The following is a 23,092-nucleotide window of genomic DNA, read 5'->3' as shown; positions in this document are numbered from 1 at the left end:
CGATAGAACCTGGACCCGGATCGCACGACATGAGCACGTCCCTCAACACCCTGATCGCCAAACTGAATCCGACCTGCCGGCAGGCGGCATTGCTGGCGGCGAACAATTGTCTCGCGCGCGGTCACTACGAGGTCGACCTCGAACATCTGCTGCTGGCGCTGCTCGATGAACCGGCGAGCGATGTCGCGCTGGTGCTGCGCGCGAGCAAGGTCGATGCGCACGCGCTGCGCGCCGATCTCGAACGCGAATTGCAGCGCCTGAAAACGGGCAACACGCGCACGCCGGTGTTTTCGGTGCATCTGATCGCACTGCTTGAGCAGGCGTGGCTGATCGCGTCGCTCGATTCGCGGATCGGGCGGATTCGTTCGGGGCATCTGCTGCTGGCGCTGCTGAGCGCGCCGGACCTCGCGCAGTTTGCCGAGCGGATGTCGCCGCTACTGCGCGACGTGCGCGTGACAGATCTGAAGCACAAGTTCGACGAACTGACCGCGGGATCGCGTGAAGTCGAACGCAGCAACGCAACAGAAAGCCCGGCTGACGGTGACGAGAATCCGGCGGCGCTCGATTCGGCGCCCGGCGCGCCGTCGAAAACGCCTGCGCTCGATACCTACACCAGCAATCTCACGCAGCGTGCGCGCGAAGGCAGGATCGATCCGGTGATCGGCCGCGAAGGCGAGATTCGCCAGACCATCGATATTCTGATGCGCCGCCGGCAGAACAATCCGATCATGACCGGCGAAGCGGGTGTCGGCAAAACCGCGGTGGTCGAAGGACTCGCGCTGCGCATTGCGGCGGACGACGTGCCCGCACCGCTGAAGGGCGTCGCGCTGCACGTGCTCGATATGGGGCTGCTGCAAGCAGGCGCGAGCGTCAAAGGCGAGTTCGAGAACCGCCTGAAGAACGTGATCGACGAGGTCAAGAAGAGCCCGCATCCGATCATTCTGTTTATCGACGAGGCGCATACGATCATCGGCGCCGGTGGTCAGGCCGGGCAGAACGACGCGGCGAATCTGTTGAAGCCGGCGTTGGCGCGCGGCGAGTTGCGTACCATCGCGGCGACCACCTGGAGCGAATACAAGAAGTACTTCGAGAAAGACGCGGCGTTGGCACGGCGTTTCCAGGTCGTCAAAATCGAGGAGCCGGGCGAGCCGCTAGCCGCGGCGATGCTGCGCGGCATGGCGGCGTTGATGGAAAAACACTTCAACGTGCGCGTGCTCGACGATGCGATCACCGAGGCGGTGCGTTTGTCGCATCGCTACATCAGCGGCCGTCAGCTGCCGGACAAGGCGATCAGCGTGCTCGATACCGCTTGCGCGAAGGTCGCGCTCGCGCATAGCTCGACGCCTGCCGCGATCGACGACACGAAGAAGCGCCTCGAACGTATCGACGCGGAAATCGCCGCGCTGGAACGCGAAGTGGCGAGCGGCGCGCTGCACGGCGAGCGGCTCGCGCAGTTGCGCAGCCTGCGCGACGAAGACATCAAGGATCTCGCCGAAGACGAAGCGCGCTACGACAAGGAGCGCGCGCTGGTCACGGAGATCGTCGGGTTGCGCGCGGAAATCGACGCGGCGCGTGTGAGCAGCGCGGACGCCGGGCAGGCCGAAAAGGCGCAGCAGGCGCGCGAAACCCTCGCCACGCGCGTGGCGGAATTGCACGCATTGCAGGGCGGTCAACCGATGGTGCCGTTGCAGGTCGACGGCCACGTGGTTGCCGAAATCGTCGCCTCGTGGACCGGCATTCCGCTCGGCCGCATGGTCAAGGACGAAATCCAGACCGTGCTGAATCTGCAGCCGCTGTTGGCCGCGCGCGTGATCGGTCAGGACCACGCGCTCGAAGCAATCGCGCAACGTGTGCGGACCGCCAGCGCGAATCTCGAAGATCCGAACAAACCGCGTGGTGTGTTCATGTTCGTCGGACCGTCGGGTGTCGGCAAAACCGAAACCGCGCTCGCGCTCGCCGATGTGCTGTACGGCGGCGAACGCAAGATGATCACGATCAACATGAGCGAGTATCAGGAGGCGCACAGCGTGTCGGGCCTGAAGGGCTCGCCGCCGGGCTACGTCGGTTACGGCGAGGGCGGTGTGCTGACCGAAGCGGTGCGGCGCAATCCGTATTCGGTGGTGCTGCTCGACGAAGTCGAAAAGGCACACCCGGACGTGCTCGAAATGTTCTTCCAGGTGTTCGACAAGGGCACGATGGACGACGCCGAAGGACGCGAGATCGATTTCCGCAACACGCTGATCATTCTGACCTCGAACGTCGGCTCGCAAGCGGTGATGCAGGCGTGCCTGAACAAGAGCGCTGAAGCGTTGCCGGACGCCGACGAACTCGCCGAAACCTTGCGCCCGCAGTTGTATAAAGCATTCAAACCGGCGTTTCTCGGCCGCATGAAAGTGGTGCCGTACTATCCGATTTCGGATGACGTGCTTGCCGAAATCATCGAGCTGAAGCTGGAGCGGATTCGCCGCCGCATCGAGTCGAATCACAAGGCAGTGTTCGACTGGAACGAATCGCTGGTCGATGCGGTGCTCGCGCGCTGCACCGAAGTGGACTCCGGCGCGCGCAACGTCGATCACATTCTGAACGGCACGCTCTTGCCTGAAGTCGCGCAGCAGGTGCTGGAGCGCATCGCGAACGGCGCCGCCATTGAACGCATCGCGGTGCGTGCGAGCGAAGCGGGTGAGTTCGAATACACGGTTGTGTGAGCAGGCATGCCTGTTTGCTCACCAATCTGTTTTAATGCCGTACCGGATACTTATTGCTTTCTGTCATGCCGACCAACCTGAATACGCTGCTGGCCCCGATCAACGAATCCTCGCCGTGTGGCGAGGATCTGCTGTTCTCGGCCGATTTCGATGCGATCCAGCACGCGCGCCGTTTCGAAGACCCGTCGCTGGATCAGGGCGAATGGGTCACGGATATCAAAGAGGCCGACTGGCCGTTCGTCGTCGAACGCTGTAGCAGCCTGCTGCAAACCCAGACCAAGGATTTGCGGCTGGCTGTCTGGCTGACCGAGGCGCTCGCAATCGAAGATGGCGTCACCGGCCTCACGCAAGGTTATGCATTGCTGGCAGGCCTGTGCGAACGCTATTGGGATCATGTGCATCCGCTGCCGGAAGGCGACGATACCGAGTATCGCCTCGGCAACGTCGCGTGGCTGGTCGGCCGCACCGGCGAACTGCTGCGCGCGATGCCGCTGACTTCATCCCAGGGTAACTCGTACAGCACGATCGATTGGGACGTGGCCACGCATGTCGCGCAAGCGGTCAAGCGCGATCCGGACCACGCCGACGATATTGCGCGCGGCAAGCCGTCGATCGATCAGATCGACGCGTCGAAACGCGCCACGCCGCCCGCGTTTTATTCGGCGTTGCTGACCGATCTGAAAGCGTTCGAAGCCGCGATGCTCGCGCTCGAACAGGAACTGGACCGGCGCGCCGCCGATTCCGCGCCGAGCTTCCGTCAGGCCAGGGACGCATATGACAGCGTCTACCGTTTGTCCGAGCGCTTCGCACGCGATCTTGGCGTGAGCGCCGAGGCGGCGCCGCCGAAAGCGCCGAAGCCGGACGAGCACGAACGTGCCGAGCCTACCTTCAAGACGTCACCGCAACGCGAGGAGCCCGTGTTGACGACCATGTCGACTGGCCCGATTGCAGGAATTCAGAGCCGTGCGCAGGCAGTCGCGCAGTTGCGCGCGGTGGCCAAGTTTTTCCGCAGCACCGAGCCGCATAATCCGGCGGCCTATCTCGCCGACAAGGCGGCGGAATGTGCGGATATGCCTTTGCATCAGTGGCTGTCCTCGGTGGTGAAGGACGATGGCTCGCTCGCGCATATTCGCGAGCTGTTGGGGGTCAAGCCCGACGAGAAAAGCTAAAACGTTCGGTTCGAACGCAAAGAAAAAAGCCTGGCATGCATGCCAGGCTTTTTTTAAACATATCGCGCAGGCAACAACTCAGGATCCCGCACGAAACTCGATTCGCCGATTCCTCGCCCGGCCATCGTTCGTATCGTTCGACGCGATAGGCTGATCCGGGCCGACGCCCGTCGTCGTCATTTGCTGGGGCGGGAGGCCCTTGACGACCAGATAACCCTTCACCGCATCCGCACGCGCCTGGCTCAGCGCGATATTCGACGTGCGATTGCCCGAATTGTCCGTGTGGCCGATGATTGCCACTGTTCTGGTCGTCATCTTTTGCAGCACCGCGGCCATCTGATCGAGAATCGCGCGGCCTTGGGGCGTGAGCGTCGCGCTACCGGTCTCGAACTCGATCGTACGATTCGCCAGGGTTTGATCGAGCAGGCCCTGTTCCGATGCGCTCACGCGCAGGCCGTTCTTGATCGTGTAGGTCGGATTCAGCGCATTGGCCATATCGCTCGCCAGTTGCTGGCGCTGCGATTCGTTATGCACTTCGCCTTTCACGTCGATCTGCGTGCCGTCGATCTTCAACTGGCCTTTGCTGATCTGCTTCAACTGCGGGCCGATCAGCTTTTGCACGTTGGCGGACCAGTTCGGCGGCGTCGCCACGTCGGCGACCTCGATCTGATCGACCACGTTTGCCGCGCCGTAGGTATCACGCAGACGCGCCAGCACGGCCGCCTTGGTTGCTTCATCCGGCACCTTGCCGCCGACCACCACCTGGCCCGGCGTCGCGTTGGCGGGCGGCGGCGATGCGCTGATCGCGCCGGTGCCTGCGCCCGTCGAGCCGTTGGTCACAGCAAGACCGGGCGCCGTATTGCCCGATGACGCCGGAGCCTGCGCCGGCAAAATCGTCGTGTGAATCGCAATGCCGCTGTTGTCGACCGGCGTGACGCGCGCCGGACCGTCATTGTCGGCATGGGCGAGAGCGCTCACCAGAAGCCCCGCCAGCAGCGCGGCGATACGCGTGGGGTTGCTCAGCATGGTGTCACGCTCCCGTGAATGCTTCGCGGAACGTGTCGATGCTGACACGCAGCGACAGTTGCGGTTGGTCGAGGTAGCTGACGAGCTTGCTGATGCCATGGTCGTTCTGTGCGTGTTCGTCGATCCACTCGGGATCGTCGATATCGATGTTATGCGCCGCGTATGACTGCGGATCGACCACGCTATGCAGCGTTTTGGCCGACGCGCCGTTAAAGCCGATGATGAGCCGCTCACGCTCGGCAATCGTGCCGATGAAAATTGCCAGTTCGAAATCCGCCTGCGAAACGAACGGTGCGATCAGTTCGAGCCAGAATGCCGCCACCAGGCTGCGGTAGAACGGATCGTTGGGCAGCGGCAGCGTCAGCCCGCGTTCGAGATGCGACGAACCGCTTTGCATCACCGGACGCAGCAGCGAACCGAGCGCGAGCATCGCGCCGCGCAGCCGCACCGGATGGCCGCTCGCGAGCAGCATCTGTTCGAGGCCGGCGAGCGTCTGATGCTCGACGAAATCGTTGAAGGTGCCGTCGTGCGGGTTACCCGGGCCGCCGCCGATTTCGATCGGCACCTGCGTTTCGCCGAGCGCCTGCAATGCGCCGGCCGGCTCGCTGGTGTCGAGCAACGGCTTCATTTGCGACGCGACACGAGACCACAGGCGCGCGAACGCCAGCGGACTGCGCGCCAGAAACGTCAGCGGCTTTTCGACTTCCAGCGCGGTTGCGGCAAGGAACGGAAAGCGCCGCGACGACTGGTCATGGCTCGCCACCATATGACCGGCAATTGCCAGCTTGCTGCGCGAACCGAGGAACGCGAAGTGCATCGGCTTGGCGTTTTCGTAGACGATCTTCCAGCGCGGATCGTCGGTGAGCAGATCCATCGCTTCCGCGATCCAGCGATCGAGTGTCGCCAGCAATTGCGGGTTATGCGCGCTCTTTACGAAGTCGCCGCGCGACGGAATCTTGCCGAAGAAGGCGATTTGCGCCTGCACGGTTTGCGTCATTGCGCACCCCCAGTATTCGAAACCGCGGCGGCCGTGGCCGGCCGTGCCGCTTGCGAAGCCGGTGCAGGTGCGGGCGAAGCGCCCGTTGCACCCGTTGCGCCGCTGGCCGTCGCGTTGACTGAATTAGCCGCCGCGCTTACATCCGCCACCGACGACGGCAGCCGCAAGCCGCGCAGGCTCTGTTGTTGTGGCGCATCGCTACCACTGCCGCCCGATGCCTGCGACGTGCTGATGATGCGCATGCTGACCGCCACCGTCACGTTGCCTTGCGTCCACGACAGATCGAAGGTGCCGTCCGGACGGCGCTTGCGCTGTGCCGAGTTGATCAGCTTCTCCAGACCGTAGCGGCCCGGCTCGTTGACCAGTTGCAGCGTGCGGCCGTCGAAGGTCGTTGCGTTCAGCGTCGCGCCAGGCGAGCCCGACGGATTCGGCCACACGAAGTTGGTCCACTGCGGCGGCGTATTGCGGTAACGCAGTTGCTGGCCGTCGATTGCGAGCGTGTATTCCGTCGTACCGCTGCTCGGCTGCGGCAGGATCTGGAACACGGTCTGCGGTTCGGACGAGCTTTGCGCCGAGCTCGCCGCACCGCCTGCAAGCGGCGCCACCCAGCGCGCGAAGCCGCTGGTGAAGTCGGGCGTCAGCGCGAGGCCCATATCGCCCCACGTGCGAGCGGTGAGCGTGTCGCCGCGGCGCACCGCGAGCGGCCCGAGGGTGGTACCGACGAACTTCGCGATCGCGCCGTCCGGTCCGAACACCTGGGCGATTTCGCCGGCGCCGGCTTCGACCTTCGCATCGCCCGAGAACGGATACTTGTTCGCCAGCGACCCCTGGAAGGTCTGGTAGACCTGCGCGTTCCACACCTTGTTGACTTCGACGCTGGCCGGCTGGATCACCACCGCGTACGCCGCCATCAGCGGGCGCACCAGCAGCGGACGCAGTGCCTTGCGTTGCGAATCGGTGAGGCCGGTGAGCATCTGCTCGTCGACGTATTTCAGCGAATCGGCCAACTCGGACCCGCTGCCGTCGAGTGTCTGCTGCATCAGCTGGCGCGCGCCCGGTCCCGGATCGCCCTGGTTCCTGATCACGTTAAAGCGGGTGCGCACCTTCGAGAGCGTGTCCATGTAGCCCTTCAGCATCGAACCGTTGTCGCCGGTGACGACGATGCGGCCCAGCGCCGAGAACTCCTGGCCGATCGGACCCATCGGCATTTCGACTGGATTGCCGTTGATGTCGATGTTGGCGTTGATCTGACCGGTCGGCGCGCGCGAGAACCAGTTCCTGAACCAGCTGGTGACGCCGGTTTGCGCGCGCTTGAGGCCCGCGTTGAAGAGCGACGGGTTATCCCACGAGGTCTGGTCGTACGCGGTTTCGAGCACCTTGCGGATCGGCGAATCCTGCGGATCGCCGAGGCGGTTCATCGCATCCACCGCCTGACCGAAGCTGCCGAAGCTCTGCACGGCAATGCCCTGCATGAACTTCTGCCAATGCATCGCGTACTCGGTCTTGTACATAGAAACGAGCGCTTTCTGGATCTGTTCAGGGCTGCCTTCGAGCGTCAGATCGTCGTGCGCGGAGGTGTTGAGCACCCAGTCCTTCGCCTGCAATTCCTTGGTCGCGGCATCGCGTATCGCCGGCTGCACGTACTGGAACCACGCTTCACGCGTGAAGGTGCCGGGGATCGCATAGCTGCCCGCCACCAGCGCCGTATTGTTTTCGCCGACGATGCGCGCGACGGTCATCGGCGCGAAGCGGGTCGACGCACGCGCCTTGATTTCTTCATAGACGCGCTGACGTGCCGGCATGCCGCGCACCACACGGCGCAGGTTTTCACGCGTTTGATCGACCAGTGAGAGGTTTTGATCGATCATCGGCCAATCGTCGTCGGAAACGCGCGACAGGTAGAACGTGATCATGCGCTCGGCGCTGCGGATCATCTCGTCGCGAGGCATGTTGCCGCGATTGGTTTCGAGCCAGCCGCGCCAGAAGCGCGCGACCTGATCGGTCAGGTGCGCGGTTTCGACGTGACGCTTGTCGCTGAGCATCAGGTAGGTCTTGAGCGCGTTGTACGCGTCTTCGACGTTGGTCGGCGACGCATCGCTATACAGACCGCCCTGGCTGTTCGCCGCCATCGCCGTATGCGCGGACACGGGAATCGCGGCGGCGTCCGGCGTGCGGTTCAGCGGTGCGAGCTGATCGGGATGCGCATTGACGTCCTTCAGGAACGACGCGAGATTCTGCGACACCGGGTCGAGCAGAATCTGGCGCACGCCGTTGTAATACTGGGTAAGCAGATGCTGTTCGAGCCGATCGCCCTGATACAGGCCGAGCGACACCGCGAGCGGCCTGTCGCGGCGAAACTGTTCGAGCTGGTCGATACGGTCTTCGAGAATGTCCATCGCCTGCAAGCGCGATTGCAGATCGTTGCGGTTCTGCTGCAGGCGCACCACGTTGTCGAGGTCGGCCTGCACGTTCGCCGTCAATTGCTGGTTGCCGATCGTCGACCACGTCCAGCCGCCGAGCGCCAAAGCGAGCACCGCGACGAAGCCGAAGAACGTCGCATAGCGCATGCGCGTTTTGGCGGGACTGGCGAACTGCTTGACTGTCTGACGGTCGGCAAAAATGACCTTCGAGAACAGGTCGCGCAGGAAGAAGCCGTTCTTCGAGAACGCGCTATGCGGCTTGGGCAGGCTGTCGGTGCTCAGGCCGAAACGGTTGGCGATGCGCGTGGCGGCGGCGCTGTTGGTTTCGCCTTCCTGCAATGCGCTAGTGAAGTAGAAGCCGCGGAAAATCGGCTTGTGCTGGAACGGGTTGTTTTCGAACAGCGTGGCGAGGAACGCGCGCAATGCGGGCTTGATCGCCGAGAATTCGAGCGGAAAGCTCAGTTGGCCGGGCGAGAGCTTGTTGCCGCGGTTGATCGACATCTGCGCGACGCTGATTTCTTTCAGACCGTCATACAGCTCTTCGAAATGCTCGTCGAACAGTCCCACCACGTCGCGCTTCTCGTCCGGCTCGTAGGGCAGGGTGGCGCCCCAGACGCGGTCGTATTCGTGACGGTCGCTGCCGCTGAAGAACTCGGTGAAGCCGGTAATCAGGTCGGCCTTGGTGAACATCACGTACACCGGCGCGAATACTTCGAGCTTCTCGGTCAGTTCCTGCACGCGCTGGCGCAGATTCTTCGCGAGGTTGATCGCGAATTCGGGCTTGCTGCTGGTCAATTCCGCAATGCTCGCCGTCACGATGATGCCGTTGATCGGCGCCTTCGGCCGGAAACGCTTGAGCAAACCGAGGAAGCCGAGCCACTCGGTGCGGTCTTCCTCATGCACGGAATAGCGGCCGGCGGTGTCGAGCAGAATGCCTTCGGTCGTGAAGAACCAGTCGCAATTACGCGTGCCGCCGATGCCGTGAATCACCGCGTTGTTCTTGTCGGCGAACGGGAATTGCAAGCCGGAATTCAGCACGGCGCTGCTCTTGCCCGCAGCGGGGTTGCCGATCACGATGTACCAGGGCAGTTCGTAAAGCGCCGAGCCGCCTGACACCTGGCCGATCTTCGAGGTTTTGATGGTCTTCACCGCATCGACGAGGCGCGTGCGCAGCACGTCGAGTTCGGCCTGACGCGCGGGCGTCGGCGCGGGTCCGCTTTCGGCCTGCTTTTCTGCCTGCTGCTCGAGCATTTCGCCGAGCTTGCGGTTCGCGCGCCGTGCGCGCAGGCGGCGCACCAGCCAGACCAGCAGCCATAGCGCGATTACCGCGCCGAGCACGATGGCCGGCCACATCAGGTCGATCTGCAGGGTATCGGCGCCGATGAACAATACGGCAGCGAGCGCGAGCAAGCCGATGATCGAGAGCGTGCGCGGGTGGGTCAACACGTTGAGAATGCGTCGCATAAGCCGTTCAGGTCTTGGTGATATATGTTGTGGCGCGTGGTGTGGCAAACAGCATGGCGGACACACCGGTCCGGTCCGCGGGCACGATCAGGGCAACGCGTTTGAAAGAAAATGACGGCATGAGTCAGGCGAAATTGAATACGGGTGAATTGTTAAATCCGGAGTCGACGATCCCGAGGATTGCAATTCCGGCAATGCCGTTATGCGCACGGCATTGCCGCCTTTCGCCGGAAAAATTGATTGAACGCCCCATTGCCAACCTCTTTATTGCCCGCATCGCGTTAATGGCCGCGTCCCAGCACGAAGCCGGGTTTGTGATATTCAACGTGCCCGAGATCCATCATTTTCCAGCGGCCGCCCCACGTCAAACCGACCTGTTCGGCCGTCTGTCCGTATAACTGATAGCCTCGCATGGCCCAAGGATCTTTTTCTGAAATGACGAGCTTGCCGTCGCGCAAAAACGCATTGTCCGCGGCAAGGCCGTATTGGTGATAGCTCTGAAACGCTGCGGCATTGGTGACGTTGCCCCCCATTTGCGCAAGCCGGTTTTGCCGCTCCGGACTGCGATAACCTTCCAGCAATGCCATTTCATACCCGTACTGCTCGTGCATGATTTTGTAGACGAGCAATAAACGCGTCCTGAAGTCGGCGTCGAGCAAATTCCAGTCGCGGCTCGCATCTTTTAGCGCGGGCCGAATCTGCTCGACTTCCTGCGTTGCAAATACCTCTGGCGGCAGCGGCGGCGGGGGCACGAGCTGTTCGCCATTCAATAACGCAGCAATTTTCTCGTCAGGTACCCGTGCAGTGTCATCGAATTGGAATAATTGCCGTCCGCGTAATGCCAATGCCACCAATGGCGGCGTCGCAAGAATACCTGCGGTGGTAAAAATCAGCAAGCGCCGCTTCGCCAGTAAATTTTGCATATCGACCACCGTCGATTGCGAAATTTTTGCCGAGCGTGCTAATTGACCGCGAGCGCGCGATGCGCCACGCGATGCCCGGCGCATAACACGGCCATGAATATCGAGCGCGGCGCCTAATAAAGAGGCGCGTACCGCCGGCAATAGCAGCATTGCAGCGATCACGACAGCGATGGCGAAATAGGCAACAAGTACAACGGCAATCAAAGGCGACCCCGGAAATTGGAAACAATTGTATTTTGCAAAGCTTGCTCTTAGAATCAGGCCTGCTCGGAGACGAGCCGGAACGTATTATCACGGCGAATTAAACCAGGATTCAATGAGACAGTGAATGAGTGCGCCGGACAGTTCGAATTCCAAAGCCCCGCCTAGCCTGTTATCCGATAAAGCTAAAGGCGCTGATAGCAATGGTTCGCGGATTCTTGCGAACCTCGAAGGCCGCGTCGCGCCGCCTACGGATAAACCACGCCGGTCAAAAACGCCGCTCGCGTTGGTCGCCTTGCTGGTGATCGCCGCCGGTGGTTGGGGCGCGTGGCATTTGCAGCAGCATACGCAGACTGAAGCGGTAGCGTCGGCTACGCCGGCCGCACCGAATAGTGCGGAGAAAGCCGCGTCGGCGTCCGGTGCGAGCGGAGCCGGGCAAGTCAGCGCGAAAGCGGCGGCTCCGGCTGCTGCGTCATCGCAGGCGGCTACTATCGTCGCTGAGGACAGTGACAACCAGGCCAAGCCCGCCGCCGCCTCCGCAAGCGGGGACGGCAGCCGCCTGTCGCGCGCGCTTGCCGACGGTGCCGAGCCGAGCAGCTCGCCCACGCCTGTTGCGTCAGCAACGGCCGCGTCGGCTGTGGCTGTGCCCGCGGTGAAACACGGCAAACCTGCAACGGCTGTCGCCAGCAATACGAAGCATGAAACCGCGGCGGCTCACGGCAAGCACGCGAGCGCGCCGACGGAGGTCGCTCAAACGAAGAAACCGCGCCCGGCTGCCGGCAACGGTAAGGCTTCGAAAGATGATTCGGATGCCGATCTATTGGCGGCGCTGGTGGCGCGAACCAAACCGGCCGATGCGAAAGCGGCTGGCGGCGACACCACCAAGGTGAGTGCTTCCGCGGCCCCCGGCAACGCAAAGTTGGCCGAGCGGGTGAAGGAGTGTGGCCAACGCGGTTTCTTCGAAGACCAGTTGTGCCGCTGGCGCGTGTGCGACGGTCATTGGGGTAAAGACCCGGCATGCCCGGGTGCGTCATCACAGGTACGCCAGCCTTAATATCCTGCAAAGCGCGTCTTAGTGACGCACTACCGCATCCGACGCGTCGCTGAGTTGATTCAAGTCAATCCGGCCGCGCGCTCTGTTTGGAGGCGGCGCATAGAATCATTGAATGCGCTCCGTCTCCTCCTGGCCTCTTGCCTCCAAACTTGCTGCTCTCGTCGCTACGTTGCTTGCGTTGGCGCTGGGGTCCATCGGTCTGACACTCTGGATCACCTGGCAACTCGACGGCGGGGCGGCCGCGATCAACGAAGCCGGGCGCATGCGGATGCAGACCTATCGCGTCGCGCTGATGCTGCGCGATTCGCCGTCTGACGTCAACGCACTTGCGCATCAGTTCGACGAAAGTCTGGAGTTACTGGAAAAGGGCGATCCGGTACGCCCGCTGTTTGTTCCGTGGAATGCCGAGGCGCGCGAACGCTTCGCCCGTGTACGAGCGCAATGGCAGACCTTGCGTCCGGTCTGGACCCGTGCAAGACCACCCGCGGCTACGGACGTCGCTCGCGAAGCAGGTCATTTTGTTTTGCTCATCGATTCGTTCGATAGCGCCATCGAAGCGCAACTGGCGCGCTGGACCGCGATCCTCAATGCGTTGCAACTCGCGCTGCTGGTGCTGGCCGTCGGCAGTGCGCTGGCGTTGCTGTATGTCGGCCATTTAAGCGTGCTGGCGCCGGTGTTCCGGCTTACCGGCGGTCTTGCGCGTATCGAACGCGGTGACTTCGATACGCGTATCGAGGTGGAATCGCAGGATGAATTCGGCCAGCTTTCGGCGGGCTTCAACAGGATGGCGCAGAACCTGCAGCAGCTATATGCCGGTCTGGAACAGAAGGTCCGCGAAAAAACTGCCAGCCTCGAAACGGAGCGCGCGCGTCTTGCAGCGCTCTATGAGGTCAGCGCATTTCTCTCTGAAGCCAATACGCTCGATGCACTCGCGCGGGGTTTTGCGCAGCGCGTTCGCCGCATAGCCGGTGCGGATTCGGTGGCGATTCGATGGTCCGGCGAGGCTAATGAACGCTACCTGCTGCTGGCTGGCGACAGTCTGCCACGCTTCATGATCGAGGACGAACAATGCCTCGCGTCGCGCAGTTGCCTGTGCGGCCATCCTCAGAGCATGCCTGGCGCACGAGTGATTCCGGTGCTGGCCGCGGGTCCCGGTGCGGCGACGCTCGGTCATTGCGCGCGCGCCGGTTACACGACGCTCGTGTCTGTTCCTGTGATTCTGCATCAGCGCACGCTTGGCGAGATCGATCTGTTCTTTCATGAAGCCATCGAGTTGTCGGCGCAGGACCGCGACCTGCTCGACGCACTCGCGAGCCATTTGGCGGGCGCGATGGAAAACCTGCGCGTGACAGCACTCGAAAGGGAAACGGCGGTGTCCGAGGAGCGCGCGTTGCTCGCGAGCGAATTGCACGATTCGATCGCGCAGTCGCTGGCGTTTCTGAAAATCCAGGTGCAACTACTGCGCGACGCGTTGCCTGCCGCCGCTGATTCATCGGTAGCGCGTATCGTCGACGAACTGGACGCGGGCGTGCGCGAAAGCACGGGCGATGTTCGCGAATTGCTGGTGCATTTCCGCACGCGCGGCAATACCGAGGATATCGAACTTGCGTTGCGCACCACGCTGCGCAAATTCGAGCATCAAACCGGGCTTGCAACCAATTTGTCGATTGAGGGTCATGGTTTGCCGCTTGATGCCGATGTGCAGGTGCAAGTGCTGCATGTGTTGCAGGAGGCGTTATCGAACGTTCGCAAACATGCGCAGGCACGCGAGGTCTGGCTGGAGGTTCAGCAAAGCCCGCTGTGGAGTTTCGAGGTTCGCGACGACGGCGAAGGGTTCGACGCGCAGCAGCATAGACCGGGCGAGACGCACGTCGGCATGCGCATCATGCGTGAACGCGCGGCGCGCATCGGCGGCGAGGTGGTAGTCGACTCCGTGCCCGGCGCGGGTACGTGCGTCACGCTGACGTTGGCGTCGTCTCAGTGCGCAACGCCGGACGCTATTCATCAACATGGGGCCGAGGCTGCTTAGGCGTCGGTTCATTGAGGTCGTTGAATATGATTCCAATTCGTTTGCTGGTGGTCGATGACCACGCATTGCTTCGGCGCGGGCTGATTGCTTTGCTTGGGGAGGATGCACGATTCCGGGTGGTCGGCGAAGCGGCCGACGCTGGCGAAGCGCAACGGCGTGCTGGTGAGTTGCAGCCCGATTTGATCCTGCTGGACAACCATTTGCCGGGCGTAAGCGGAATCGACGCGCTCAAGGATTTGCGCGAGGCGGCGCCGCGAGCACGGATGCTGATGCTGACCGTTAGCGAGGATGAGCGGGATTTGGGTGCCGCATTACGGTGCGGCGCGCAGGGGTATCTGTTGAAGACTGTCGATGCGGACACGCTTGTTGAGTCGATCATGCGGACAATGCGGGATGAGGCTGTTGTGAGTCCCGAGATGACCGGGAAGTTGGTGGCCGCTTATCGGGCCGTCGTGGCCGGGAATGATTTTTCGGCCGGGTCGCGGGCTGTACCTGAGGTGATTGTGGCTCCGCCGGTTGCTGCTGTTGCTGGGCCGGCGCCACCGGTGTCGGATAGCGCGCTGTCCGCGCGGGAGCAGGAGATTCTTGCTCATATTGCTCGCGGCGCGAGTAATAAGGAAATCGCTCGGGCACTGGCTATTGCTGAGACCACCGTTAAGATTCATGTGCAGCATATTTTGCGCAAGCTTAAGTTGGGGTCGAGGGTGCAAGCCGCTGTTTATGCGACGGTTAATTCGATCGCAATAGATTAGGTTTTTTGCCTGCTCAGCGCTTTTGGTTGTGTGCCCACCGCCATAGGCACACAGACATAAAGCGCCGCGAAGGCAAACAAAACAAGAAAAGGCCAACGCCGTAGGCAAACAACCACACCGCCGCAAAAGGCAAAAAAACAATACTCCAAAAGAACTACAAGCCAATAAAACTCCTACTCCTTCTGCACAAAAGCAAAACCCCATCAGAAGGATACCCACCCCCCGCTGGAAGCGGCAAAGTCAGAGTCATGAAAAAAGGAGCCACTCCCATGACAACGACCACAGCCCGCAGCAGCGCCTCAACCTACCCTTGGTCGATCCTGACCGCGAGCACCTTCGCGTTCACCGTGTGCTTCATGGTGTGGATGATGTTCGGCGTGATCGGCATCCCGATTCGTCAATCGCTTCAATTGAACGCAACAGAATTCGGCGTGCTGGCCGCCTTGCCAGTCCTGACCGGCTCGCTAATCCGCGTGCCACTCGGCATCTGGACCGATCGCTATGGCGGCCGCATCGTGATGGCCTGTCTGATGCTCGCCACCGTACCCGCAATCTGGCTCATGAGCTACGCCACGGCATATTGGCAGTTCCTCGTCATTGGCCTGTTCGTCGGCCTCGCCGGCGGTTCGTTCTCTGTTGGCACGCCGTATGTAGCCCGCTGGTTTCCGCAAGAACGCCGCGGATTTGCAATGGGCATCTTCGGCGCCGGCAATTCAGGCGCGGCCGTCAACAAGTTTGTCGCGCCGGCCATCCTCGTGGCGTTCGGCTGGGGTATGGTCGCGAAATTGTATGCAATCGCCATGCTCGCAGCCGTGGTGCTGTTCTGGCTCTTCACCGCCAGCGATCCCGCGCATCGCGTGCCGAACAACCTGCGCTTCGTCGATCAACTCAAGGCGCTCAAAGATCCGCGCGTACTCAAGTATTGCCAGTACTACAGCATCGTGTTCGGCGGCTATGTGGGGCTGTCGCTGTGGATGGTGCAGTACTACGTCGGAGAATACGGGCTCGATATTCGTGTCGCGGCCTTGCTCGCGGCCTGCTTTTCGCTGCCCGGCGGAGTCTTGCGTGCGGTCGGCGGCTGGCTCTCCGATCGATATGGCGCGCATCGCGTGACGTGGTGGGTGATGTGGGTGAGCTGGATCTGCCTGTTTCTGCTCAGCTATCCGCAAACCGTTTTCACCATCGCCACCGTCGACGGCCCCAAGGTGTTCCATCTCGGCCTCGATGTGGTGTGGTTCACCGTGCTGATGTTCGTGCTCGGTATTGCCTTCGCATTTGGCAAGGCCAGCACCTTCAAGTATATCGGCGACGAATTTCCGCACAACATCGGCGCCATCTGCGGCATCGTCGGACTCGCAGGTGGCCTTGGCGGCTTCGCGCTGCCAATTATGTTCGGACTGCTGGTCGATCTCACGGGCATCCGTTCGAGCGCTTTCATGCTGCTCTACGGCGTCGTATGGGTGTCGCTGATCTGGATGTATCTCACCGAAGTTCGCAGCAAAGACGTACTGACAGCAGGAACAACTGCGGCAGGCGTCGCACGCAATCAGGCTTCTTCTCAAGCAGGAATCCAATCATGAATATCTCGACAGCACGCGCGCGGGTCGGCCGCACGCTGACTCTCTGGTCGCCGGAGGATAAAGCCTTCTGGAAGCAGGAAGGCGAATCTGTCGCCAAACTCAATCTCTGGATCTCGGTTCCGGCGCTGTTTTTGGCATTCGCGATCTGGCAGGTGTGGAGCGTCGTAGCGGTCACTTTGCCGACACTCGGGTTTCGCTACTCGACGAATCAACTGTTCTGGCTGGCCGCGGCTCCTGCGCTCTCAGGCGCGACGCTGCGCATTTTTTACTCGTTCATGGTGCCGATTTTCGGCGGACGTCGCTGGACGGCGCTCTCCACCGCGTCCTTGCTGATCCCCGCAATTGGCATCGGCTTCGCGGTGCAGGACAACACCACCAGCTATCCCACCATGCTGTTGCTTGCGCTGTTGTGCGGTTTCGGCGGCGGCAATTTCAGCTCGAGCATGGCCAACATCAGCTTCTTCTTTCCGAAGGAGCGTAAGGGCTCGGCGCTCGGCGTGAATGGCGGTTTTGGCAATCTTGGCGTGTCGGCTGTGCAGTTTCTGTCGCCGCTCGTCATTACGGCCGGCGTGTTCGGCATCTTCGGCGGCGAGCCGCAGTTGATGACGAAAGCGGGTCACGTTTCGCATGTCTGGATGCAGAACGCCTCGTTCATCTGGGTGCCCTGGATTGCAATTTCAGCACTCGCCGCATGGTTCGGCATGAACGATCTGGCCGACGCCAAGGCTTCTTTCGCCGCGCAAGCGACGATCTTCCGCAATCGCCACAACTGGCTGATGTGCACGCTGTATCTCGGCACCTTCGGTTCGTTTATCGGCTACTCGGCAGGTTTCCCGCTCCTGATCAAGAGCCAGTTCCCGGACGTCAATCCGCTGACTTACGCATGGGTCGGCCCGCTCGTCGGCGCGGCGATCCGCCCGGTCGGCGGCTGGCTGGCCGACAAGCTCGGCGGTGCGCGCGTCACGTTCTGGAATTTCGCCGTGATGGCGCTGGCGGTGCTAGGCGTCCTTTACTTCCTGCCGAAGACCGGCAGTGCGGCATTCCCATGGGGACCGCATGCGGGTGCGTTCGGCGGCTTCTTCGCGATGTTCATGCTGCTGTTTCTGACCACCGGTATCGGCAACGGGTCGACGTTCCGCATGATCCCCGTCATTTTTCTCAATCTGCGCCTGCGTGGCGTGCGGCCCGCCGACCAGGAAGCGCTCGCTCACGCGAACCGCGAAGGCAACACCGAAGGCGCTGCGGCGATTGGCTTTGCAGGCGCGATAGGTGCGTATGGCGGCTTCTTCATTCCGAAGAGCTACGGCAGTTCGATTCTCGCCACCGGCGGCCCGGAGCTGGCGCTATACGGCTTCATCGTTTTTTATGTGTTGTGCGTCGGACTCACCTGGTGGTTTTACGCGCGGCGCCACGCCGAAATGCCGTGTTGAACGCGGCGCTGGACAGCATTAGACAAGGACTGACACCATGAGCCACTTTCTGGACCGACTCAAATACTTCGCACAGCCGAGAGAGCGCTTTGCGCAAGGCCACGGCGTCACCACGGGCGAAGACCGTACGTGGGAAGACGCATACCGCGCGCGCTGGCAGCACGACAAGATCGTGCGTTCGACGCACGGCGTCAATTGCACGGGCTCGTGCTCGTGGAAGATCCACGTGAAGGGAGGCATCGTCACGTGGGAAACGCAGCAGACGGACTATCCCCGTACGCGCGCCGATCTGCCGAATCACGAACCGCGCGGTTGCGCGCGCGGTGCGAGCTATAGCTGGTACCTGTATAGCGCGAATCGCGTCAAGTATCCGTTGGTGCGCGCACGCCTGCTCAAGCACTGGCGCGCCGCGCGCGCGGTGGCGGCGAGTCCGGTGGACGCGTGGGCCAGCATCGTCGAGAACGACACGCAGCGCCGCGATTATCAAAGCCAGCGCGGGCTGGGCGGTTTTGTGCGGGCCGATTGGAACGAAGTCAACGAGATCGTCGCGGCTGCCAACGTTTATACGATCAAGAAGCACGGGCCGGATCGTATTGTCGGCTTTTCGCCGATCCCGGCGATGTCGATGGTCAGCTATGCAGCGGGTAGCCGTTATCTGAGCCTGATCGGCGGCGTCTGCATGAGCTTTTACGACTGGTATTGCGATCTGCCGCCGTCGAGCCCGCAAGTGTGGGGCGAGCAAACCGACGTGCCGGAATCGGCGGACTGGTACAACTCGAGCTACATCATCGCGTGGGGCTCGAACGTGCCGCAAACGCGCACGCCGGACGCCCACTTCTTCACCGAGGTGCGCTATCGCGGCACGAAAACCGTCGCGGTCACGCCGGACTATTCGGAAGTGGCGAAGCTCGCCGATCTGTGGATGCATCCGCGGCAAGGCACCGATGCGGCGCTCGCGATGGCGATGGGTCACGTGATTTTGCGCGAGTTTTACTTCAACGGGCGCAGCGCGTATTTCGACGATTACGCGCGCCGCTATACCGATCTGCCGTTGCTCGTGCAGCTGAAGCAACACACGCTGCCGGACGGCCGTCAGGTGCTGGCGCCGGACCGCTACCTCCGCGCCGACGATTTCAACGGCAAACTCGGCCAGGACAATAACCCTGACTGGAAAACGGTGGCCTTCGACGAGCACGGCAAGGTCGTGCTGCCGCACGGTTCGATCGGCTTCCGCTGGGGTCCGGACAGCCGCGCTGATTCGGGCCGCTGGAATCTCGAAGCGAAAGAAGGGCGCCACGGCGACGATGTCAAGCTCAAGCTCTCGGTACTGGAAGACAGCGCGCAAGACCATGAAGTCGTGACGGTCGGTTTCCCGTATTTCGGTGGCATCGACACGCCGCATTTCACGGCCAGCAAGCAGAGCGATGTTCTTGCGCGTGCAGTGCCCGCGGTGCGCATCTCGTTGGGCAAGGAAGGCGAGCAGCGCGAGGCACTGGTCGCAACCGTGTTCGATCTGCTGGCCGCGAACTACGGCGTGGATCGCGGCTTCGGCGGTGCGGCCGACTATAACGACGACGTGCCGTACACGCCCGCATGGCAGGAAAAGATCACCGGCGTACCACGCGAACAGGTCATCACTGTCGCGCGTGAATTCGCGGAAAACGCCGACAAAACGCGCGGCAAGTCGATGGTGATCATCGGCGCGGCGATGAACCATTGGTATCACGCCGACATGAACTACCGCGGTGTGATCAACATGCTGATGCTGTGCGGCTGTATCGGTCAAAGCGGCGGCGGCTGGGGGCACTACGTGGGTCAGGAAAAGCTGCGTCCGCAGACCGGCTGGACTGCGCTAGCGTTTGCGCTCGACTGGATTCGTCCGCCGCGGCAGATGAATTCCACCAGCTTCTTCTATGCGCACACCGATCAGTGGCGTTACGAAAAACTCGGTGTCGAGGAGATTCTGTCGCCACTCGCGGACAAGCAGCAATACAGCGGCTCGCTGATCGATTACAACGTGCGCGCCGAACGCATGGGCTGGCTGCCGTCCGCGCCGCAATTGCAGACCAATCCGCTTAAGGTCGCCGCCGCGGCGCAAGCCGCCGGCCTCGACGCGAAGGACTACGTCGCGCGAACGCTGAAGGACGGCTCGCTAAAGATGAGCTGCGAAGATCCGGACCATCCCGACAACTGGCCACGCAATATGTTCGTATGGCGCTCGAACCTGCTCGGTTCGTCGGGCAAAGGCCACGAGTATTTTCTCAAGCATCTGCTCGGCACCACGCACGGTGTACAAGGGCGCGACCTCGGCGATGACGACGCCAAACCACAAGAAGTCACGTGGCACGATAAAGCGCCTGAGGGCAAGCTCGATCTGCTGGTGACGCTCGACTTTCGCATGAGCACGACGTGTCTGTACTCGGACATCGTGTTGCCGACCGCGACCTGGTACGAGAAGAACGATCTGAACACCAGCGACATGCATCCGTTCATCCACCCGCTGTCGAGCGCGGTCGACCCGGCATGGCAAGCGCGCAGCGATTGGGAAATCTATAAAGGCTTCGCGCAAAAATTCAGTGACGTGTGCGTCGGCCATCTCGGTGTCGAGAAAGAAGTGGTGCTGACGCCTTTGATGCACGACACGGCCGCCGAACTGGCGCAACCGTACGACGTGCGCGACTGGAAACGCGGCGAATGCGAACTGAAACCCGGCAAGACCGCGCCGCAAATCAATGTTGTCGAACGCGACTATCCGAATGTGTACCGGCGCTTCACCGCGCTGGGGCCGCTCATGGACAAGATTGGCAACGGCGGCAAGGGCATCGCATGGAACACGCAGACTGAAGTCGGCCAGTTGGCGGAACTGAACGGCACCGTGCGCGATGCGGGCGCGACACAGGGCATGGTGAAGATCGACAGCGACATCGACGCCTGCGAGGTGCTGCTGATGCTTGCGCCGGAAACCAATGGCCACGTGGCGGTGAAGGCGTGGGACGCGTTGTCGAAGATCACCGGCCGCGAACACACCCATCTGGCGATGCATCGCGAGGACGAGAAGATTCGCTATCGCGACGTGCAGGCGCAGCCGCGCAAGATCATTTCGTCGCCTACGTGGAGCGGTCTGGAAAGCGAGAAGGTGTCGTACAACGCCGGTTATACGAACGTCCATGAACTGATTCCATGGCGCACTCTGACGGGCCGCCAGCAGTTCTATCAGGACCATCCGTGGATGCGCGATTTCGGCGAAGGCCTCGTCAGCTATCGGCCGCCGGTCGATCTGAAGGCGGCTTCGCCGATGCACGATCGCAAGCCGAACGGACATAAGGAAATCGCGCTGAACTTCATTACGCCGCACCAGAAATGGGGTATTCACAGTACGTACACCGACAACCTGATCATGCTGACACTCAATCGCGGCGGCCCGGTGATCTGGCTGAGCGAAGACGACGCGAAAGATGCCGGCATCGAAGACAACGACTGGGTTGAACTGTTCAACATCAACGGTGCGATTGCGGCGCGTGCGGTGGTCAGCCAGCGCGTCAATCCGGGCATGGTGATGATGTATCACGCGCAGGAAAAGATCGTGAACGTGCCGGGCTCGGAAATCACCGGCACGCGCGGCGGCATCCATAACTCGGTGACGCGCATCGTGCTCAAACCCACACACATGATCGGCGGCTATGCGCAGCTTAGCTACGGCTTTAACTACTACGGAACCATTGGCACCAATCGCGACGAATTCGTCCTCGTGCGCAAGATGGCGAAGGTGGACTGGCTCGACGATGAACCCGTCCGCGCAGCAAACGGAGGTCGGCAATGAAAATTCGCGCACAGATCGGCATGGTGCTCAATCTCGACAAATGCATCGGCTGTCATACCTGTTCGGTGACGTGCAAGAACGTCTGGACCAATCGCGAAGGCGTCGAATACGCGTGGTTCAATAATGTCGAGACCAAGCCGGGCATCGGTTATCCGAAGCAATGGGAGAACCAGGACAAATGGAACGGCGGCTGGAAGCGTAATGCGAACGGCTCGATCGAGCCGCGCCAGGGCAGCAGGCTTAAGGTGCTCTCGCGCATCTTCGCGAACCCGAACCTGCCGCAAATCGACGACTACTACGAACCGTTCACGTTCGACTACGACCATCTGCAATCCGCGCCGGAGAGCAAGGCGCCCCCGGTTGCACGGCCACGCAGTCTGCTTACCGGCAAGCGGATGGAGAAGATCGAGTGGGGGCCGAACTGGGAAGAGATTCTCGGCGGCGAATTCGAGAAGCGCAGCAAAGACAAGAATTTCGACGACGTACAGAAGGACATCTACGGTCAGTTCGAAAACACTTTCATGATGTATTTGCCGCGGCTCTGCGAGCACTGCCTGAATCCGGCATGCGTCGCGAGCTGCCCGTCGGGCTCGATCTACAAGCGCGAAGAAGACGGCATCGTGCTGATCGATCAGGACAAGTGCCGTGGCTGGCGCATGTGCGTGTCCGGTTGTCCGTACAAGAAGATCTACTACAACTGGCAGTCCGGCAAGGCGGAAAAGTGCATCTTCTGCTATCCGCGTATCGAGAGCGGACAGCCTACTGTTTGCTCGGAAACCTGCGTGGGCCGGATCCGCTATCTCGGCGTGCTGCTTTACGACGCCGATCGCATTGAGGACGCCGCGTCGGTCGAACGTGAAACCGATCTGTATCAGGCACAACTCGACGTGTTCCTCGATCCGAACGATCCGGACGTGATCGAGCAGGCGCGCGCCGACGGCGTCCCGCAAGCGTGGCTCGACGCGGCGAAACACAGTCCCGTCTACAAGATGGCGATGGAATGGCGCGTCGCACTACCGTTGCATCCGGAATACCGCACGCTGCCGATGGTCTGGTACGTACCGCCGCTTTCGCCGATCACCACCGCCGCGAGCGAAGGGCATATGAGCCTGAACGGCGAAATCCCGGACGTCACGCAACTGCGAATCCCGGTCAAATATCTGGCGAACCTGCTGACCGCCGGTGACGAAGAGCCGGTGATCCGCGCACTCGAACGGATGCTGGCGATGCGGACCTATCAGCGCGAAAAACACGTGGATGGCCGCGAGAACGCAGCGGTGCTCGCGCAAGTGGGCTTAAGCCAGCAGGAAGTAGAGGACATGTATCGCGTAATGGCGCTCGCGAGCTACGAAGACCGCTTTGTGGTGCCGAGCACGCACCGTGAATATGCGGAGAATCTGTACGACCTGAAGGGCGGTTGCGGCTTCTCGTTTGGTAACGGTTGTTCGGACGGCGCGAGCGAAACGAGTCTGTTCGGCGGCAAGAAGCGACGCACGATTCCGATCAAGGCAAAAGTGTGAGA

13 protein-coding genes are annotated in these 23,092 nt (G+C 61.7%); 9 read left to right on the top strand and 4 right to left on the bottom strand.

Annotated features, from left to right (window positions below):
• Positions 1 to 29 precede the first annotated feature (29 nt).
• On the top strand, positions 30 to 2,705 hold the full coding sequence (tssH, locus tag WN982_RS31290) for a type VI secretion system ATPase TssH (protein WP_341315913.1): 2,676 nt from the start codon (positions 30 to 32) through the stop codon (positions 2,703 to 2,705).
• 65 nt (positions 2,706 to 2,770) lie between these two features.
• Complete coding sequence (gene tssA / locus WN982_RS31285) at positions 2,771 to 3,874, top strand: type VI secretion system protein TssA (RefSeq protein ID WP_341319475.1); 1,104 nt, start codon at positions 2,771 to 2,773, stop codon at positions 3,872 to 3,874.
• Positions 3,875 to 3,952: 78 nt separating this feature from the next.
• Here the strand turns inward: tssA and WN982_RS31280 are convergent, their stop codons facing one another.
• The 4 genes from WN982_RS31280 to WN982_RS31265 all read right to left on the bottom strand — a co-directional run bounded on the left by WN982_RS31280 (position 3,953) and on the right by WN982_RS31265 (position 10,908).
• Complete coding sequence (locus tag WN982_RS31280) at positions 3,953 to 4,900, bottom strand: OmpA family protein (RefSeq protein ID WP_341315912.1); 948 nt, start codon at positions 4,898 to 4,900, stop codon at positions 3,953 to 3,955.
• A gap of 4 nt (positions 4,901 to 4,904) precedes the next feature.
• Positions 4,905 to 5,897, bottom strand: coding sequence for a type VI secretion system-associated protein TagF (tagF, locus tag WN982_RS31275; RefSeq protein WP_341315911.1), 993 nt, complete (start codon positions 5,895 to 5,897; stop codon positions 4,905 to 4,907).
• Positions 5,894 to 9,781 carry a type VI secretion system membrane subunit TssM gene (gene tssM / locus WN982_RS31270; protein ID WP_341315910.1) on the bottom strand — a complete coding sequence of 1,296 codons (3,888 nt, stop codon included), beginning with the start codon at positions 9,779 to 9,781 and terminating at the stop codon, positions 5,894 to 5,896. Before tssM ends, tagF begins: the two co-directional genes overlap by 4 nt.
• Positions 9,782 to 10,062: 281 nt before the next feature.
• On the bottom strand, positions 10,063 to 10,908 hold the full coding sequence (locus WN982_RS31265) for a M15 family metallopeptidase (protein ID WP_341315909.1): 846 nt from the start codon (positions 10,906 to 10,908) through the stop codon (positions 10,063 to 10,065).
• A 124-nt stretch (positions 10,909 to 11,032) separates the two neighbouring features.
• On the opposite strand from WN982_RS31265, the gene WN982_RS31260 reads away from it, so the two are divergent.
• The 7 genes from WN982_RS31260 to narH all read left to right on the top strand — a co-directional run bounded on the left by WN982_RS31260 (position 11,033) and on the right by narH (position 23,090).
• Entirely contained in the window at positions 11,033 to 11,959 is a 927-nt protein-coding gene (locus tag WN982_RS31260; protein WP_341315908.1) for a hypothetical protein, read from the top strand.
• A gap of 112 nt (positions 11,960 to 12,071) precedes the next feature.
• Positions 12,072 to 13,988 (top strand): type IV pili methyl-accepting chemotaxis transducer N-terminal domain-containing protein, encoded by a 1,917-nt coding sequence (locus WN982_RS31255; protein ID WP_341315907.1) that lies wholly within the window; start codon positions 12,072 to 12,074, stop codon positions 13,986 to 13,988.
• 26 nt (positions 13,989 to 14,014) lie between these two features.
• Entirely contained in the window at positions 14,015 to 14,740 is a 726-nt protein-coding gene (locus tag WN982_RS31250; RefSeq protein WP_341315906.1) for a response regulator, read from the top strand.
• Positions 14,741 to 15,009: 269 nt separating this feature from the next.
• Positions 15,010 to 16,320 (top strand): nitrate/nitrite transporter, encoded by a 1,311-nt coding sequence (locus tag WN982_RS31245; protein ID WP_341315905.1) that lies wholly within the window; start codon positions 15,010 to 15,012, stop codon positions 16,318 to 16,320.
• Positions 16,317 to 17,750, top strand: coding sequence for a NarK family nitrate/nitrite MFS transporter (locus WN982_RS31240; protein ID WP_341315904.1), 1,434 nt, complete (start codon positions 16,317 to 16,319; stop codon positions 17,748 to 17,750). Before WN982_RS31245 ends, WN982_RS31240 begins: the two co-directional genes overlap by 4 nt.
• A 37-nt stretch (positions 17,751 to 17,787) precedes the next feature.
• Complete coding sequence (locus WN982_RS31235; protein WP_341315903.1) at positions 17,788 to 21,570, top strand: nitrate reductase subunit alpha; 3,783 nt, start codon at positions 17,788 to 17,790, stop codon at positions 21,568 to 21,570.
• Positions 21,567 to 23,090 (top strand): nitrate reductase subunit beta, encoded by a 1,524-nt coding sequence (gene narH, locus WN982_RS31230; RefSeq protein ID WP_341315902.1) that lies wholly within the window; start codon positions 21,567 to 21,569, stop codon positions 23,088 to 23,090. Before WN982_RS31235 ends, narH begins: the two co-directional genes overlap by 4 nt.
• Positions 23,091 to 23,092 lie beyond the last annotated feature (2 nt).

Origin of the sequence: Paraburkholderia sp. IMGN_8 (assembly GCF_038050405.1) — a bacterium.
In the GTDB taxonomy this organism is placed as follows: domain Bacteria; phylum Pseudomonadota; class Gammaproteobacteria; order Burkholderiales; family Burkholderiaceae; genus Paraburkholderia.
The sequence above is the reverse complement of the archived record's forward strand: the minus strand, read 5'-3'. Positions and strand labels throughout refer to the sequence as shown.

Coding starts and splice junctions, on each gene's coding strand:
- tssH (WP_341315913.1), top strand. CDS start 30: ATGAGCACGTCCCTCAACACCCTGATCGCCAAACTGAATCCGACCTGC.
- tssA (WP_341319475.1), top strand. CDS start 2,771: ATGCCGACCAACCTGAATACGCTGCTGGCCCCGATCAACGAATCCTCG.
- WN982_RS31280 (WP_341315912.1), bottom strand. CDS start 4,900: ATGCTGAGCAACCCCACGCGTATCGCCGCGCTGCTGGCGGGGCTTCTG.
- tagF (WP_341315911.1), bottom strand. CDS start 5,897: ATGACGCAAACCGTGCAGGCGCAAATCGCCTTCTTCGGCAAGATTCCG.
- tssM (WP_341315910.1), bottom strand. CDS start 9,781: ATGCGACGCATTCTCAACGTGTTGACCCACCCGCGCACGCTCTCGATC.
- WN982_RS31260 (WP_341315908.1), top strand. CDS start 11,033: ATGAGTGCGCCGGACAGTTCGAATTCCAAAGCCCCGCCTAGCCTGTTA.
- WN982_RS31255 (WP_341315907.1), top strand. CDS start 12,072: ATGCGCTCCGTCTCCTCCTGGCCTCTTGCCTCCAAACTTGCTGCTCTC.
- WN982_RS31250 (WP_341315906.1), top strand. CDS start 14,015: ATGATTCCAATTCGTTTGCTGGTGGTCGATGACCACGCATTGCTTCGG.
- WN982_RS31245 (WP_341315905.1), top strand. CDS start 15,010: ATGACAACGACCACAGCCCGCAGCAGCGCCTCAACCTACCCTTGGTCG.
- WN982_RS31240 (WP_341315904.1), top strand. CDS start 16,317: ATGAATATCTCGACAGCACGCGCGCGGGTCGGCCGCACGCTGACTCTC.
- WN982_RS31235 (WP_341315903.1), top strand. CDS start 17,788: ATGAGCCACTTTCTGGACCGACTCAAATACTTCGCACAGCCGAGAGAG.
- narH (WP_341315902.1), top strand. CDS start 21,567: ATGAAAATTCGCGCACAGATCGGCATGGTGCTCAATCTCGACAAATGC.